Source organism: Spirillospora sp. NBC_01491 (genome assembly GCF_036227065.1).
Taxonomy (GTDB): domain Bacteria; phylum Actinomycetota; class Actinomycetes; order Streptosporangiales; family Streptosporangiaceae; genus Spirillospora; species Spirillospora xylanilytica.
In genome coordinates, this window is the sequence record NZ_CP109432.1 from 2892628 (window position 1) to 2905294 (window position 12667).

At 74.2% G+C, this 12667-nt stretch carries 13 protein-coding genes and 1 riboswitch; of the genes, 4 read left to right on the plus strand and 9 right to left on the minus strand.

Translation table 11 applies throughout. The features are described from left to right. Positions 1 to 19 precede the first annotated feature (19 nt). From OHA34_RS13520 to OHA34_RS13560, 9 genes are all read right to left on the minus strand, one after another. Positions 20 to 616, minus strand: coding sequence for a precorrin-8X methylmutase (locus OHA34_RS13520; RefSeq protein ID WP_329521774.1), 597 nt, complete (start codon positions 614 to 616; stop codon positions 20 to 22). Next, entirely contained in the window at positions 613 to 1134 is a 522-nt protein-coding gene (locus OHA34_RS13525) for a cobalamin biosynthesis protein (protein ID WP_329521775.1), read from the minus strand. The genes OHA34_RS13520 and OHA34_RS13525 overlap by 4 nt, the downstream gene beginning before the upstream one ends. After that, the gene (gene cbiE, locus OHA34_RS13530) at positions 1131 to 2459 is read right to left on the minus strand and encodes a precorrin-6y C5,15-methyltransferase (decarboxylating) subunit CbiE (RefSeq protein WP_329522403.1); all 1329 of its coding nucleotides are present in this window, start codon (positions 2457 to 2459) and stop codon (positions 1131 to 1133) included. The genes OHA34_RS13525 and cbiE overlap by 4 nt, the downstream gene beginning before the upstream one ends. 31 nt (positions 2460 to 2490) lie before the next feature. After that, positions 2491 to 3078, minus strand: coding sequence for a hypothetical protein (locus tag OHA34_RS13535; RefSeq protein ID WP_329521776.1), 588 nt, complete (start codon positions 3076 to 3078; stop codon positions 2491 to 2493). A gap of 40 nt (positions 3079 to 3118) precedes the next feature. Beyond that, on the minus strand, positions 3119 to 3322 hold the full coding sequence (locus OHA34_RS13540; protein ID WP_285944140.1) for a hypothetical protein: 204 nt from the start codon (positions 3320 to 3322) through the stop codon (positions 3119 to 3121). Next, on the minus strand, positions 3319 to 4725 hold the full coding sequence (locus OHA34_RS13545; RefSeq protein ID WP_285944224.1) for a cobyrinate a,c-diamide synthase: 1407 nt from the start codon (positions 4723 to 4725) through the stop codon (positions 3319 to 3321). Before OHA34_RS13545 ends, OHA34_RS13540 begins: the two co-directional genes overlap by 4 nt. A gap of 88 nt (positions 4726 to 4813) precedes the next feature. Continuing rightward, positions 4814 to 5428: a cob(I)yrinic acid a,c-diamide adenosyltransferase gene (cobO, locus tag OHA34_RS13550; RefSeq protein WP_285944139.1), complete on the minus strand. Its 615-nt coding sequence runs from the start codon at positions 5426 to 5428 to the stop codon at positions 4814 to 4816. Between the two features lie 54 nt (positions 5429 to 5482). Next, positions 5483 to 7534 (minus strand): putative cobaltochelatase, encoded by a 2052-nt coding sequence (locus tag OHA34_RS13555; RefSeq protein WP_329521777.1) that lies wholly within the window; start codon positions 7532 to 7534, stop codon positions 5483 to 5485. 75 nt (positions 7535 to 7609) lie between these two features. Further along, positions 7610 to 7733: riboswitch (cobalamin riboswitch) on the minus strand. 68 nt (positions 7734 to 7801) lie between these two features. Next, positions 7802 to 8497, minus strand: a complete 696-nt coding sequence (locus OHA34_RS13560) for an ATP-binding protein (protein WP_329521778.1) — start codon at positions 8495 to 8497, stop codon at positions 7802 to 7804. Between the two features lie 197 nt (positions 8498 to 8694). On the opposite strand from OHA34_RS13560, the gene OHA34_RS13565 reads away from it, so the two are divergent. From OHA34_RS13565 to OHA34_RS13580, 4 genes are all read left to right on the plus strand, one after another. Beyond that, positions 8695 to 9537 (plus strand): helix-turn-helix domain-containing protein, encoded by an 843-nt coding sequence (locus OHA34_RS13565; RefSeq protein WP_285944136.1) that lies wholly within the window; start codon positions 8695 to 8697, stop codon positions 9535 to 9537. After that, complete coding sequence (locus OHA34_RS13570; protein WP_285944135.1) at positions 9534 to 9734, plus strand: DUF397 domain-containing protein; 201 nt, start codon at positions 9534 to 9536, stop codon at positions 9732 to 9734. Before OHA34_RS13565 ends, OHA34_RS13570 begins: the two co-directional genes overlap by 4 nt. A gap of 95 nt (positions 9735 to 9829) precedes the next feature. Continuing rightward, complete coding sequence (locus tag OHA34_RS13575) at positions 9830 to 10849, plus strand: LLM class F420-dependent oxidoreductase (RefSeq protein WP_329521779.1); 1020 nt, start codon at positions 9830 to 9832, stop codon at positions 10847 to 10849. Between the two features lie 153 nt (positions 10850 to 11002). After that, positions 11003 to 12658: an acetolactate synthase large subunit gene (locus OHA34_RS13580; RefSeq protein ID WP_329521780.1), complete on the plus strand. Its 1656-nt coding sequence runs from the start codon at positions 11003 to 11005 to the stop codon at positions 12656 to 12658. The last annotated feature ends 9 nt before the right edge of the window (positions 12659 to 12667 follow it).

The window sequence follows — 12667 nt, forward strand, 5'->3', positions numbered from 1 at the left end:
CGCGGTCCCTGCTGGTCGCTCAACGTGGTTCCGTCCGCTGGTAGAGGAGTGCGTTGACGGCGGCGGCGGCGACCGCCGAGCCGCCCTTCTCCGACACGTTGCTGAGCTGCGGGAGCCCACTGGCCCGCAGCGCGTCCTTGGCCTCGGCAGCGCCCACGAAGCCGACCGGCAGGCCGATCACCAGGGCCGGCCCGACCCGCCTGGCGATGATCTCGAAGAGCGCCTCGGGGGCGGAGCCGACCACCCACACCGCGCCCGGGCCGACCTCGGAGTAGGCCAGCCGGACCGCGGCGGCGGCGTGGCCGACGCCGGCGGCGCGGGCCAGCCGGGCGGCGGCCGGGTCCGCGGCGTGGCAGACCGCCTCGCGCGCGCTGATCCCGGCCGCGACCATCCCCTCGTCGGTCACGATCGGCGCCCCCGCCTGCAGCGCGGCCCAGCCCTGCCGGAGGGACTCCTCCGTGGTCACCAGGTCCACCGCGTACTCCAGGTCGGCGCTGGCGTGGATCACCCGCTCGGTGACCGCCCGCCACAGCGGCGGCATCGGGGACAGGTCGACGCGGGACCGCAGGATCTCGTACGACCGGACCTCGATCGGGTGGGGCTGGCGTACGGTCACTGCGCCTCCTCGATGCTCACGGTCGCGGACGCGTCCCGATGGGGACCGCCGGGCGTTGCACGGGAAGGGGGCGCCGGTGACCCGGCCGCGTCCGGACCCGCCCCCGGCGCGAACCGCGCCATGGCGACCGTCGCGCGGGCCGATCGGCGCTTCTCCACGATCAGCTCCGCGTGCCGTCCGAGCGTGCGGGCCGCGTGCAGGGCGCCCGCTTCGGCGACGCTGGGGACGCCCGTCCGCGCCCGCACGGCGGCGGACGGATTGGGCACCTTCACCTGCGCCAACACGCCCACAGGGTAGGCGATGACGTCCCAGCCGCGGTCCATCGCGACCGCGCGGATGCCCGCGTGCCCGCTCCTGCCCTCCACCGTCGCCAGGCAGCGCACCGACGCGGGCGCGAGCGCGGCCCCCGCGAGCGTCTCGTCGATCAGCCCGCCCACCTCGGCGGCGCTCGCGGCGATGGCGGCGCCCACCCCGATCGTCAGTGACGAGGACCGGTCGTCTTCCGGCCCGGCCGTCATCCGATCGGCCCTTCGGGCAGCTCGGCGATCGTCTCCGCCCTGCGCGGCGCGGGCACCTGGGGCCGCCACGCCTGCCGTCCTTCGGTGCGTTCCCCCCAGACGAGGCACACCGGGTCGGACGGACGCTCCTCAAAGGGCGCGAGGCGGGTCGCCTGGAGACGGACGGCCTCAGCGGAGAACCCCTCAGCGGTGAGTGCCTCACAAGCCGGACGGACGTGTGCGGCCTCGGATACCGCGATCACGGCGGTGCGCAGAGCGCGGGCGGCGCAGGCCCGCACGGCCCCCTGACCGCCTCCGCTGACGAACACCGCATCCGGGACGGGCAGGTGGTCGAGCACCCCCGGGACTTCGCCGCGCGCGACGGCGACCCTCACCTCGTGCGCGCGCACGTTGTCACGGACCCGCTCGCAGGATGCGTCGTCCCGCTCGACCGCCACGGCAGCCGCGCCCAGACGCGCACACTCGATCGCGATTGAACCGCCAGCCGCGCCGCCACCCGTGGCGCCACCCGTGGCGCCACCCGTGGCGCCACCCGTGGCGCCACCCGTGGCGCCACCTGTGGCGATGTCCCACACCATGTCGCCGATCCTGGGGCCCAGCTTGGCCAGCGCGAACGCCAGGACGTCCGGCCGCAGAGCATCGTCTTGGGCGAACGCGCCGGCGGGCAGCGCCCATCCGGGCGGGCCGGGCGCGGCACCCGCCAGCCAGCGGGACGCGCCGACCGCGTGCCGGGAATCGAGTACCAGGACCACCTCTGGATTCCGCCACGGCCGGGTGGTCGCCTCGGCAGGACGGACGTTCACCACCCGTTCGTCCGGGCCGCCGAGGCTCTCGCACACGATGAACGAACGAGGCGTCTGCGGGAAAAGCTCCCGGCCGAGTTCGGCGGGCCCCGCGCCAGGGGCGGTCAGCACGGCGACCTTGGGGTGGGCGCGGCACACGTTGACCGCACGCCGCAGCGACTCCGCGTCGCTCACCGAGACCACCAGCGCGTCGTCCCAGGGGAGCCCTGCCCGCGCGAAAGCCCGCGCGACCGGCGACAACGCCGGAAGTACGCGCGGCGTGTGCCCGCGTGCGCGCAGCGCCCGGACGAGCCCGAAGAACCCCGGATCCCCTTCGGCGACGACCACGACCGCCTGGCCGCGGCCCTGTGCGATGTCGATCTCCTCAAGGGCGGCGTGCGGATCGCCGATCTCGACCGTCCGGGCTGAGGGCGGCGCCCCCAGGGCGTGCAGGAGACGGGGCTCGCCGACCACGAGCGCGGCGCTCTCCAGAGCCTCACGCACCTCACTCGCAGCGGCTCCCGGAGAAACCGTCCCGTCCATACCGATGACCGTCAGCACGCCGCCCCCAAGATCACCGGGCCATCCGCCCGAACATGCCGACCATCCGCTCACCCGTGAAGTCCACCAGGACGACCTGGGCGGCGACCGGGCTCGCCGCGGCGCCCACCGTCCGGGCCGCGGTCCGCTCGAGCGCGCCGGCCGTGCGGCGGCACAGCTCGCGCCCGCAGGGGCCGAGCATCCCGGCGGCCTCCCACAGCTCGTACGCGCGGCGGGCGGTGCCCGCCGCGGCCACCTCGGCGGCCAGCGCGGGACCGCCGTCCATGTCGATGGTGATCGCGGCGAGGGTCTCGGCCGCCGCGCCCGCGGTGGCGGTAGCGGTCGCGGTCGCGGTCGCGGTCGCGGTCGCGGTCGCGGTCGCGGTCGCCGCGAGTTCGTCCGCCGTGCCGACGAGGATCACCTGGGCGAGGCCGTGCTCGGCGGCGGCCCGCAGCGACGCGCCCTCACCGTCCGCCTCGGCGAAGCACTCGGCGGGCAGTTTCGGCAGCATCCCGCGCGCCGCACCCGCGACGGCGGACCCGTACAGGACGAGGGTCCGCTCACCCTGCGCGGCCAGCCTCGCGACCGCCTCCGCCGCGTTCGCGGGGCCAGAAGGGCTCACGGAGCCCGCGGAATCCGCAGAGTCCGCGCGCCCGTGGGGATCAGTCGTGGTCATGCTCGTATCTTCCCTGGTCATGGGCGACGAGCCTCCCGGAGGCGCCGCCCGGCCGCGGGTCCGGCGCGCCGGGAACCGGTGAAGTGAGATCCGGCGCGATCAGGCTGAAGGCCTCCGGGTCGTCGAGCCCGAACGGGCGCAGGACGACGCGCTCACCCCGCAGGCGCACGTCCTCCCTGAAGGTACTCACACACGCTCTCCTCGGTGCGTCCGGCATGCCTCCACCATCCTGGTGGCGAATTGTGGCGTACCGGCCCAATGGAGATGAAGGTACGACGCGACACAGTCTCCCCGGACGAACCCCTCAGGGCCGGACGTCGACCACTGCCAGGCAGGAGTCGTGCCATGTCCCGGTTCCGTAACGGTGCGGTGGAATTCATGGCCGTGCACCCGCTCCCCCACGCGCGCGACAACGGAATCGGACACCGCGACCGCCGCCCTGTAGCCGAGCGTCAGCCGAGGGGCCATCGTGGCGGTGACGCCTGGAAGGACGCCGCACATCGGTTCGCCGTCCAGCTCTTCCGCCAGGTAGAGCAGTCCTGCGCACTCGGCGTACACGGGTCCGGCGCGTCCGGCCGTGTCCGGCGCACCTGCGAACGCGGCGAGGGCTCTGCGCAGCGGTTCGTTCGCGGACAGGTCGGCGGCGTACATCTCAGGGAAGCCGCCGCCGATGACGACTCCGCCGGTACCGTCCGGAAGGTTCTCGTCATGCAGGGGGTCGAACCGGACGACCTCTGCCCCGGCCGCTTCGAGCAACTCCTCGTTCTCCGCATAGCCGAAGGTAAAGGCAGGCCCTCCGGCGACCGCGATCCGAGGACGTCCGCCCCTGGAACCGATGACCCCATCCGCATCGGCGGGTAGGTGCGCGTCCGGCTCCCAGGGGGCGACGGCCAGCGGCGGGGCGCTACCGGCGAGGGCCAGGACGGCGTCCAGATCGCAGGACGAGGCCACCAGCTCCCCGAGCCGCGCGACCGTCGCGACGGCGTCGGCGCGACGCTCGGCGGCGGGCACCAGGCCGAGGTGGCGGGACGGGGTCGCGGCGGCCTCATGGCGGCGCAGCGCGCCCAGCACCGGGAGGCCGAGCTCCTCCACGGCCTCCCGGCACATCAGCTCATGGCCGTCGGAGCCGAGCCGGTTGAGCACGACCCCGCCGACCCGCACGTCGCCGAACGAGCGGAACCCGTGCACGAGCGCCGCGACCGACCGGCCCGCGGCGGCGGACGCGTCGACGACGAGCACGACCGGCGCGTCCAGCAGCGAAGCGACGTGCGCGGTAGAGGCGAAGTCGCCGCCGCCCCGCGGCCGGGCCGGCCCCTGGGCCCCGTCGTACAGCCCCATCACACCTTCGACGACCGCCAGGTCGGCGCCGGCCGCGGCGTGCCGGAACAGCGGGACGACCAGGTCCTCCGACGTCAGCCAGGGGTCCAGGTTGCGGCCCGGCCGCCCGGTCGCGAGCGCGTGGTAGCCCGGGTCGATGTAGTCGGGCCCCACCTTGTGCGGGGACACCGCCAGCCCGCGCGCCGCGAACGCGGCCATCAGGCCGGTCGCGACGGTCGTCTTCCCGCTCCCGGACGAGGGCGCGGCGACGACGATCCGGGGCACGCTCACCGGAGCGTCACCGCAGCACCGCCCGAGCCGCCCGCACCGACGCGGCCGTTTCGCGACGCCGTCGCCCGGGCGGTCACCACTCGATCCCCTTCTGGCCCTTCTGGCCGCGGTCCATCGGGTGCTTGACCTTGCCCATCTCGGTCACCAGGTCGGCGAACTCCAGCAGCCGCGGGTCGGCGTCGCGGCCGGTGATCACCACGTGCTGGTTGCCGGGGCGGTCGCGGAGCGCGGCGACGACGTCGCCCGCGTCGACCCAGCCCCACTTCATCGGGTAGGTGAACTCGTCCAGCACGTACAGGCGGTGCGTCTCTGCGGCGAGGTCCCGCTTGATCTGCTCCCAGCCCTCGCGGGCGTCGGCCTCGTGGTCGGCCTCGGTGCCGGGGCGCTGGATCCACGACCAGCCCTCGCCCATCTTGTTCCAGAACACCGGGCCGCCCTCGCCCGTCTGCTCGTGCAGGCGCCCGAGCGCGAGCAGCGCGTTCTCCTCGCCGATCCGCCACTTGGCGGACTTGACGAACTGGAACACTCCGATCGGCCAGCCCTGGTTCCAGGCGCGCAGGGCCAGGCCGAACGCGGCGGTCGACTTCCCCTTGCCCGGACCGGTGTGCACCATCACCAGCGGCTGGTTGCGCCGCGCCCTGGTGGTCAGGCCGTCGTCGGGAACGTACTCGGGCTTACCCTGCGGCATGGCCGTCCTCCTGTGATCGTCGCTCGATGGTGGTGCCGCGGGCCGTGCCGCGGGTCACGCCGCGCTCCTGGAGCCGCGGACCACCCCGGCCAGGGCGTCGGCGGCGAGCTCGTCCAGCCGGACGACCTCGGCGCCGAGCCGGGTGCCGAGGGCGCCGGCCAGGCCGAGCCGCACCGGGCCCGACTCGCAGTCGACGACGACGGCCGCCACGCCCGCCAGCAGCCCGGCGGCGCGGGCCGGGTCGCCGCCGTGGGTGGCGCGGCCGTCGGTGACCACGACCAGCAGCGGACGCCGCGCCGGATCGCGCAGCCGCTCGACCCGCAGTACCTCGGCGGCGCGCAGCAGCCCGGCCGCCAGCGGGGTGCGGCCCCCGGTCGGCAGCCGCTCCAGCCGGCGCGCGCCGGCCTCGACCGACGAGGTCGGCGGGAGGGCCAGCTCGGCGTCCCGGCCGCGGAAGGTGATCAGCCCGACCTTGTCGCGGCGCTGGTAGGCGTCCAGCAGCAGGCTGAGCACCGCGCCCTTGACCGCGCGCATCCGCTGCCGCGCGGCCATGGACCCGCTGGCGTCGACGACGAACAGCACCAGGTTGCCCTCGCGGCCGTCCCGCACCGACTCGCGCAGGTCCTCCGGCGCGACGATCAGCCCAGAGCCGCCGCGGCCCCGCGCACGCTGATGCGGCGCCGCCGCCCGCAGCGTCGCGGTCAGGTGCAGCCCATGCGCGCCGGGCCTGGCTCCAGACACGCGGCCGTGAGGACTGCGCGCCTTGGAACGGCGTCCCGGCGCCCCAGCCCCCATACCGGGGACGGTAAAGAGGCGCGGCTTGTACGCGGCGTCGGCCGGGGCAGGCTCCTTCTCTTTAGAGCGATCGCCTCCCTGCGGCGCGTCCTGCGCGTTCTGCCCTGCGGGATCGCTCGGCTGTTCGGCGCCGGGCCCGTCCTGGGGGGCGTCCTGCGGGACGTCGGCACCACTACCGCCGCCACCACCGCCGTCCGGATCGTCGGGGCCGCCGTCGTCGGGGGGCCCGGGGGATTCCGGAGGCTCGGGGGGCTCGGGGGCGCCGTGCTCGTCGAGGACCTCGTCGAGCTTCTCCCCGTCCAGGCCGGGCGCGTCGAACGGGTCGCGGCGGCGCCGGTGCGGCAGGGCGAGCCGCGCGGCGGTCCGCACGTCGTCCTCGGTCACCGAGTCCCGGTCGTGCCAGGCCGCCAGGGCGATCGCGGCGCGCGCGGCCACCAGGTCGGCGCGCAGGCCGTCCACCTCGAACGCGGCGCACACGGCGGTGATCTGCCGCAGCGCGGCGTCGGGCAGCTCGACGGCGGGCAGCCGGGCCCGCGCGGCGGCGATCCGGCCGGCCAGCCCGGCCTCGGCGCCCGTCCAGCCCGCGGCGAACCCGGCCGGATCGGCCTCGAAGCGCAGCCGCCGCCGGACGACCTCGGCGCGCTCCACCGGGTCGCGGGTCGCGGCCACCTCGACGGTCAGCCCGAACCGGTCCAGGAGCTGCGGCCGGAGCTCGCCCTCTTCCGGGTTCATCGTGCCCACCAGCAGGAACCGGGCGGCGTGCCGCACCGAGACGCCCTCGCGCTCGACGTGCGACTCGCCCATCGCCGCCGCGTCCAGCAGCAGGTCGACCAGGTGGTCGTGCAGCAGGTTGACCTCGTCGACGTAGAGCACCCCGCGGTGCGCGGCGGCGAGCAGGCCCGGCTCGAACGCCCGCACGCCCTCGGTCAGCGCGCGCTCGATGTCGAGGGAGCCGGTCAGCCGGTCCTCGGAGGCGCCCACGGGCAGCTCCACCAGCCGCGCGGCCCGCTCCTCCGCCCGCGCCGCCTCCCCGGACCCGGGCCCAGGCCCGGCGTGCGGGGCGTCCGGGCAGCCGGGGTCGGGATCACGGGGGTCGCAGGCGAAACGGCAGCCCGGCACGGCCGTGACCGGGGGCAGCAGGTCCGCCAGCGCCCGGACGATCGTCGACTTGGCGGTGCCCTTCTCCCCGCGCACCAGCACCCCGCCCACGCCGGGCGAGACCGCGTTGATCAGCAGGGCCAGCTTGAGGTCGTCCATCCCGACGACCGCCGAGAACGGATAGCGCGCGGCGCCGGTGCGCCCGCGGTTCATCGGCCCATCAGACAGGGCATGCGTCATGTCCTTCCCTCGGGTGTCCACGCCCGTGGCGAGCAGGTCCGACGGCCGGAGTCTCCTGGCTTCCAGATCATCGCTCCCCCTCGGCCTTCCAGCGTTGCCGCCGTGGCGCGAGCGAGGGGGCGCTCCCCTGGTCACAGTTGCGGGACAGCCCCGGATTCGCACCGGGTTCCTCCGCGTCCGTCGCCTGCCCAGGATGACATACCACCTGGAAGGGCCCAAGTCATGACACGTGGGACGGCGTCAGGAGGCGTCCCGCGCGGCAGCGGCGGGAACGGGGGCGGGAACAAGGGCGCGGGCCGGGACCGGGATCGCGAACCACACGGCCTTGCCCCGCACCTCCGGCCCGAGCCGCGACAGGGTGCGCAGCATGCCCCAGCGGCCCGCGGACAGCTCGTGGACGATGCCGATGCCCCGCCCGCAGTCGCCCGAGGTCCACGAGTAGCCGGGCAGCCGGGCGTCGGCGAAGGCGTCGAAGACCGCGCAGCGGATCTCCCCCGCCTCCCCTGCGCCGCCCGCCTCCGCCGGCCTGCCGGGCTCGCCGGGCGGGCGGTCGTCCGGCTCGTCCTGGTAGAGCCACAGCTCGTGCGGGACATGCCCGCCGGCGTGCTGGTGGGCGTTGGTGGCCAGCTCGCTGACCATCAGCGCGGCGTCGCCGATCGTGTCGCGGGCGACGCCGAGCTCGGCCAGCGCGTCCGCGAGCACGCGGCGGGCGTGGCCGGCGCAGCCGGGACCGGCGGGCAGCGCCCACACCCGGTCCGGCCCGGCGGTCGCGGGCGGCGCGGGCCCGGCCGCGGCACCGGCCACGGCGAGCACCGGCCCGGCCGCCGGCCGGCTGGGCGGCGCCCCGCCGGCCGCGGGCGGGGCGCCGGATGGTGCCGCCGGGCCCGGCGGCACCGGATGTGCGGTCTCGTCGATGAGCTCAGGCGAGGTGTTCACGAATCCTCCCGCGGATCAGGGTGTCTGGCGCGCGGTTCCGTCGCGGATCGTCACTTTCGGTCCCCGAGTGGTCACGTTTCACAGCGTGTCGTGAGAATCTCAGTACCGCAACAGACTTGGACAGATTGCTCTGCCTGACCGACCGGGTTCGTCATTCGCGTTGTACCTTGCGGCGCAAGTGTGGAGACTCGCCTCTCATGACCTACCGGCCCACCGTTCGTGGCCGCCGGCTGGCACGGGAACTTCGCAAGTTGCGGGAGGAGCAGGGCCTGACCCTGCAAGAGGTGGCCGACCGGCTCGACTGGTCGCGGGCCACCATCTCCCGGTTGGAGACGAGCCAGACCCGGCCACGACCAGGCGACATCGCAGACATACTCGACCTATACGGCGTCAACAGCCCGGAGCGCGACGCCCTCATCACCCTGGCCCGGCAGGCGGGGCAGCGCGGCTGGTGGACGGCGTACGCCGACGTCTTCACCGGCAGCTACGTGGCCCTCGAGGACGAGGCGTCCCAGATCCGCACCTGGGACCCCCAGCTCGTCCACGGCCTGCTCCAGATCGAGGCGTACTCGCGCGCCGTGATCACGGCGGGGCGACTGCTCCCCGGCCCCGAGGACATCGAGCGGCGGATCGCCGCGCGCAAGATCCGCCAGGCGCTGCTGGACCGTCCGAACGCGCCCCGGCTGCACGTGGTGTTCGACGAGGCGGTCCTCCACCGGTACATCGGCGGGCGCGCGGTGATGGGCGCCCAGCTCGACGCGCTCGCCCGGGCCACGGAGCGGCCGAGCGTGACGGTACAGGTGCTGCCGTACACCGCTGAGGCGCATGCGGGACTTGACGGACGTTTCACGATTTTGTCGTATCCGAACCCCGCAGACCCTGAAATCGCCTACGTAGAGGGCACCATGGGTGACGTTTATCTCGAAAGCGCCGAGGCAATAGCCAAGCACGGGGACCGCTTCCAGAGGATCGAGGAGGCGGCCCTGTCCCCTGAGGAGTCCGCGCACCTCATCGCCGAGGCAGCAAGGAGCAGCCCGTGACCAACCTCCAGCGCGCACTCACCGGAGCCACCTGGCGCACGTCCTCCCACAGCGGGAGCGGCGACCAGTGCGTCGAAGTGGCGGCACTCTCCGATGGCGTGCACGCCGTTCGCGACTCCAAGGATCCGCACGGCCCGGCGCTGGTGCTCGCACCGGCCGCCTGGCGGCGGCTCCTCGACACCGCGCGGGAGGTCTGACCCCCAGAGCCTGACCGGCCGACACCGCCAGGGGGCCGCGGAGGGACTCCGCGGCCCCCTTCCACCTAAGTAGAACGTGTTCTAGTATCGCCCCCATGACCGCGGATCTCAAGCTCGGCGTCAACGTCGGCTACTGGCAGCGCGACCCCGACGACCAGACCGACACGGTGCTGGCCGCCGAACGGCTCGGATACGACTCGGTGTTCACCGCGGAGGCGTACGGATCGGACGCCTTCACCCCGCTGACCTGGTACGCCGCCCGCACCACCACGATCAAGCTCGGCACCGCGGTGGTCCAGCTCTCGGCCCGCACCCCCGCCGCGACCGCGATGCACGCCCTGACCCTGGACGCGTTGTCGGGCGGCCGGATGATCCTCGGGCTGGGCGCGTCCGGCCCGCAGGTGGTGGAGGGCTGGTACGGGGCGCCGTTCCCCAAGCCCCTCGCGCGCACCCGCGAGTACCTCGACATCGTCCGCCAGGTGTGGCGCCGCGAGGAGCCGGTGACGAGCGCCGGCCCGCACTACCCGCTGCCCCTGCCCGGCGGCGCGGGGCTCGGCAAGCCGCTGAAGTCGATCGTCCACCCGCTGCGCCCGCGGATCCCGGTCTACCTCGGCGCGGAGGGGCCCAGGAACATCGCACTCGCGGCCGAGCTGGCCCAGGGCTGGCTGCCGCTGTTCGTCGACCCGGCGCAGATCGAGCCGCTGTTCGGGGAGCCGCTGGCGGGACGTCCGGACGGCTTCGAGATCGCCGCCACCGTCACCACCATCGTCACCGGCGACCTGGCCGCGGCACTGGAGTTCGCCAAGATCCCGCTGGCGTTCTACATCGGCGGGATGGGGGCCAGGGATCGCAACTTCCATCTCGACCTGATCGGCCGGCTCGGCTACGCCGAGCAGGCCGCGCGGGTGCAGGAGCTGTTCCTGGCCGGCCGCCGCGACGAGGCGATCAAGGCGGTGCCGGACGAGCTTGCCGACTCCATCTCGCTGCTCGGGCCGATCGGCCGGATCAAGGAGCGGCTGGAGCTGTGGCGGGACAGCCCCGTCACCACGCTGCTGATCGCGGGCGTGCGGGACGAGCCGACGCTGCGCGAGATCCGCGACCTGGTGCTCGGGTAGCCCCTCCTCCCTGTCCCTCCTCTCCTGCGCGTGCCCGACGCCACAGCGTGCTAGGGAATGGGGTGTGCCCGGGGGGCGCTGCACCGGATGTCCGGAGAACGCCCCCGAAGCACACCGCACATCGCACATCGCACATCGGAAGAGGGACACACGATGTCCACGCAGGTAGACGCCGCCCGGCTGCTCGTCCGGACCCTGGAAGCGGAGGGCGTCGAGTACGTCTTCGGCATCCCGGGCGAGGAGAACATCCACTTCGTCAACGCACTCGCCGACTCCCCCATCCGCTACGTCCTGGTCCGGCACGAGCAGGGCGCGGCGTTCATAGCGGAGATCTACGGGCGGCTGACCGGCAAGGCCGGCGTGGCGTCGGCGACGCTCGGCCCGGGGGCGATCAACCTCCAGCTCGGCGTCGCGGACGCCACCACCAACAGCACCCCGGTGGTGGCGATCTCCGCGCAGGTCGGCCTGGACCGCATCTACAAGGAGACGCACCAGGTCATCGACCTGGTGTCGCTGTTCCGCCCGATCACCAAGTGGGCCGAGCTGGCGCCCACCGCCGAGGCGCTGCCCGAGATGGTGCGCAAGGCGTTCAAGACCGCGCAGACCGAGCGTCCGGGCGCGGTGTACCTGGCGATCCCCGAGGACGTCGAGGCCGCCGAGGTGTCGGCCGCTCTCGGGCCGCTGCCGCGCAACGTCGTCCGGCCGCAGGAGCCGTCCCCCGCGCAGATCGCCCGCGCCGCCGACGTGATCGCGCTGGCCCGGCAGCCGATCGTGCTGGCCGGGCACGGCGCGACCCGGGACCGGGCGAGCCAGGCGCTGGTCCACTTCTCCGAGCACCTCGGGCTGCCGGTCGCCACCACGTTCAACGGCAAGGGCGTCTTCCCCGACGACCACCGCAACGCGCTCGGCGCGGTCGGGTTCATGCGGCACGACTACGTGAACTTCGGGTTCGACGAGGCGGACGTGCTGATCGCGGTCGGGTACGAGCTCCAGGAGTTCGACCCGGTCAAGATCAACCCGCACGGCGACAAGAAGATCATCCATATCCACCGGTTCCCGGCCGAGGTGGACGACCACTATCCGGTCGAGGTCGGCATCCAGGGCGACATCTCCCGCTCGCTGCACGCCCTCGCCGACGCGGTGCACCGCCGGTTCGACGTCAACGGGACCGGCCGCCGGATCCGGGAGATGCTGAGCGCCGAGCTCGCGGACGGCGCCGCCGACGACGGCTTCCCGCTCTCGCCCCGCCGCGTCGTCGCCGACGTCCGGGCGGCGATGGGCCGCGAGGACATCGTGCTCGCCGACACCGGCGCGGTGAAGATGTGGATGGCGCGGATGTACCCGACCTTCGAACCCAACACGCTGCTGGTCTCCAACGGCCTGTCCTCGATGGGCTTCTCGGTGCCGGGCGCGATCGCCGCCAAGCTGGTCCACCCGGGCCGCAGGGTGCTGGCGGCGACCGGCGACGGCGCGTTCCTGATGAACTCGCAGGAGCTGGAGACCGCCGTCCGGGAGAACATCCCGATCACGGTGCTGATCTGGGAGGACGGCGGGTACGGGCTGATCGGCTGGAAGATGGAGCTGGAGCTGGGGCGCAGCTCCGACGTCGCGTTCGGCAACCCCGACTTCGTGAAGTACGCCGAGAGCTTCGGCGCGACGGGCTACCGGGTGTCGTCGGCGGACGAGCTGCTGCCCGTCCTGCGGAAGGCGCTCGCCGAGGACGGCGTCTCGGTCGTCACGGTGCCGGTCGACTACTCCCACAACCTGGAGCTGACCGACAAGCTGGGCGAGCTGACCGACCCGTTCTGATCCCCTCGG

Excerpts from the sequence above, each read along its gene's own strand:
- OHA34_RS13525 (WP_329521775.1), bottom strand. The coding sequence starts at position 1,134 with ATGACGGCCGGGCCGGAAGACGACCGGTCCTCGTCACTGACGATCGGG.
- cbiE (WP_329522403.1), bottom strand. The coding sequence starts at position 2,459 with ATGGACGGGACGGTTTCTCCGGGAGCCGCTGCGAGTGAGGTGCGTGAG.
- cobO (WP_285944139.1), bottom strand. The coding sequence starts at position 5,428 with ATGCCGCAGGGTAAGCCCGAGTACGTTCCCGACGACGGCCTGACCACC.
- OHA34_RS13555 (WP_329521777.1), bottom strand. The coding sequence starts at position 7,534 with ATGAACCGCGGGCGCACCGGCGCCGCGCGCTATCCGTTCTCGGCGGTC.
- OHA34_RS13565 (WP_285944136.1), top strand. The coding sequence starts at position 8,695 with ATGACCTACCGGCCCACCGTTCGTGGCCGCCGGCTGGCACGGGAACTT.
- OHA34_RS13575 (WP_329521779.1), top strand. The coding sequence starts at position 9,830 with ATGACCGCGGATCTCAAGCTCGGCGTCAACGTCGGCTACTGGCAGCGC.
- OHA34_RS13580 (WP_329521780.1), top strand. The coding sequence starts at position 11,003 with ATGTCCACGCAGGTAGACGCCGCCCGGCTGCTCGTCCGGACCCTGGAA.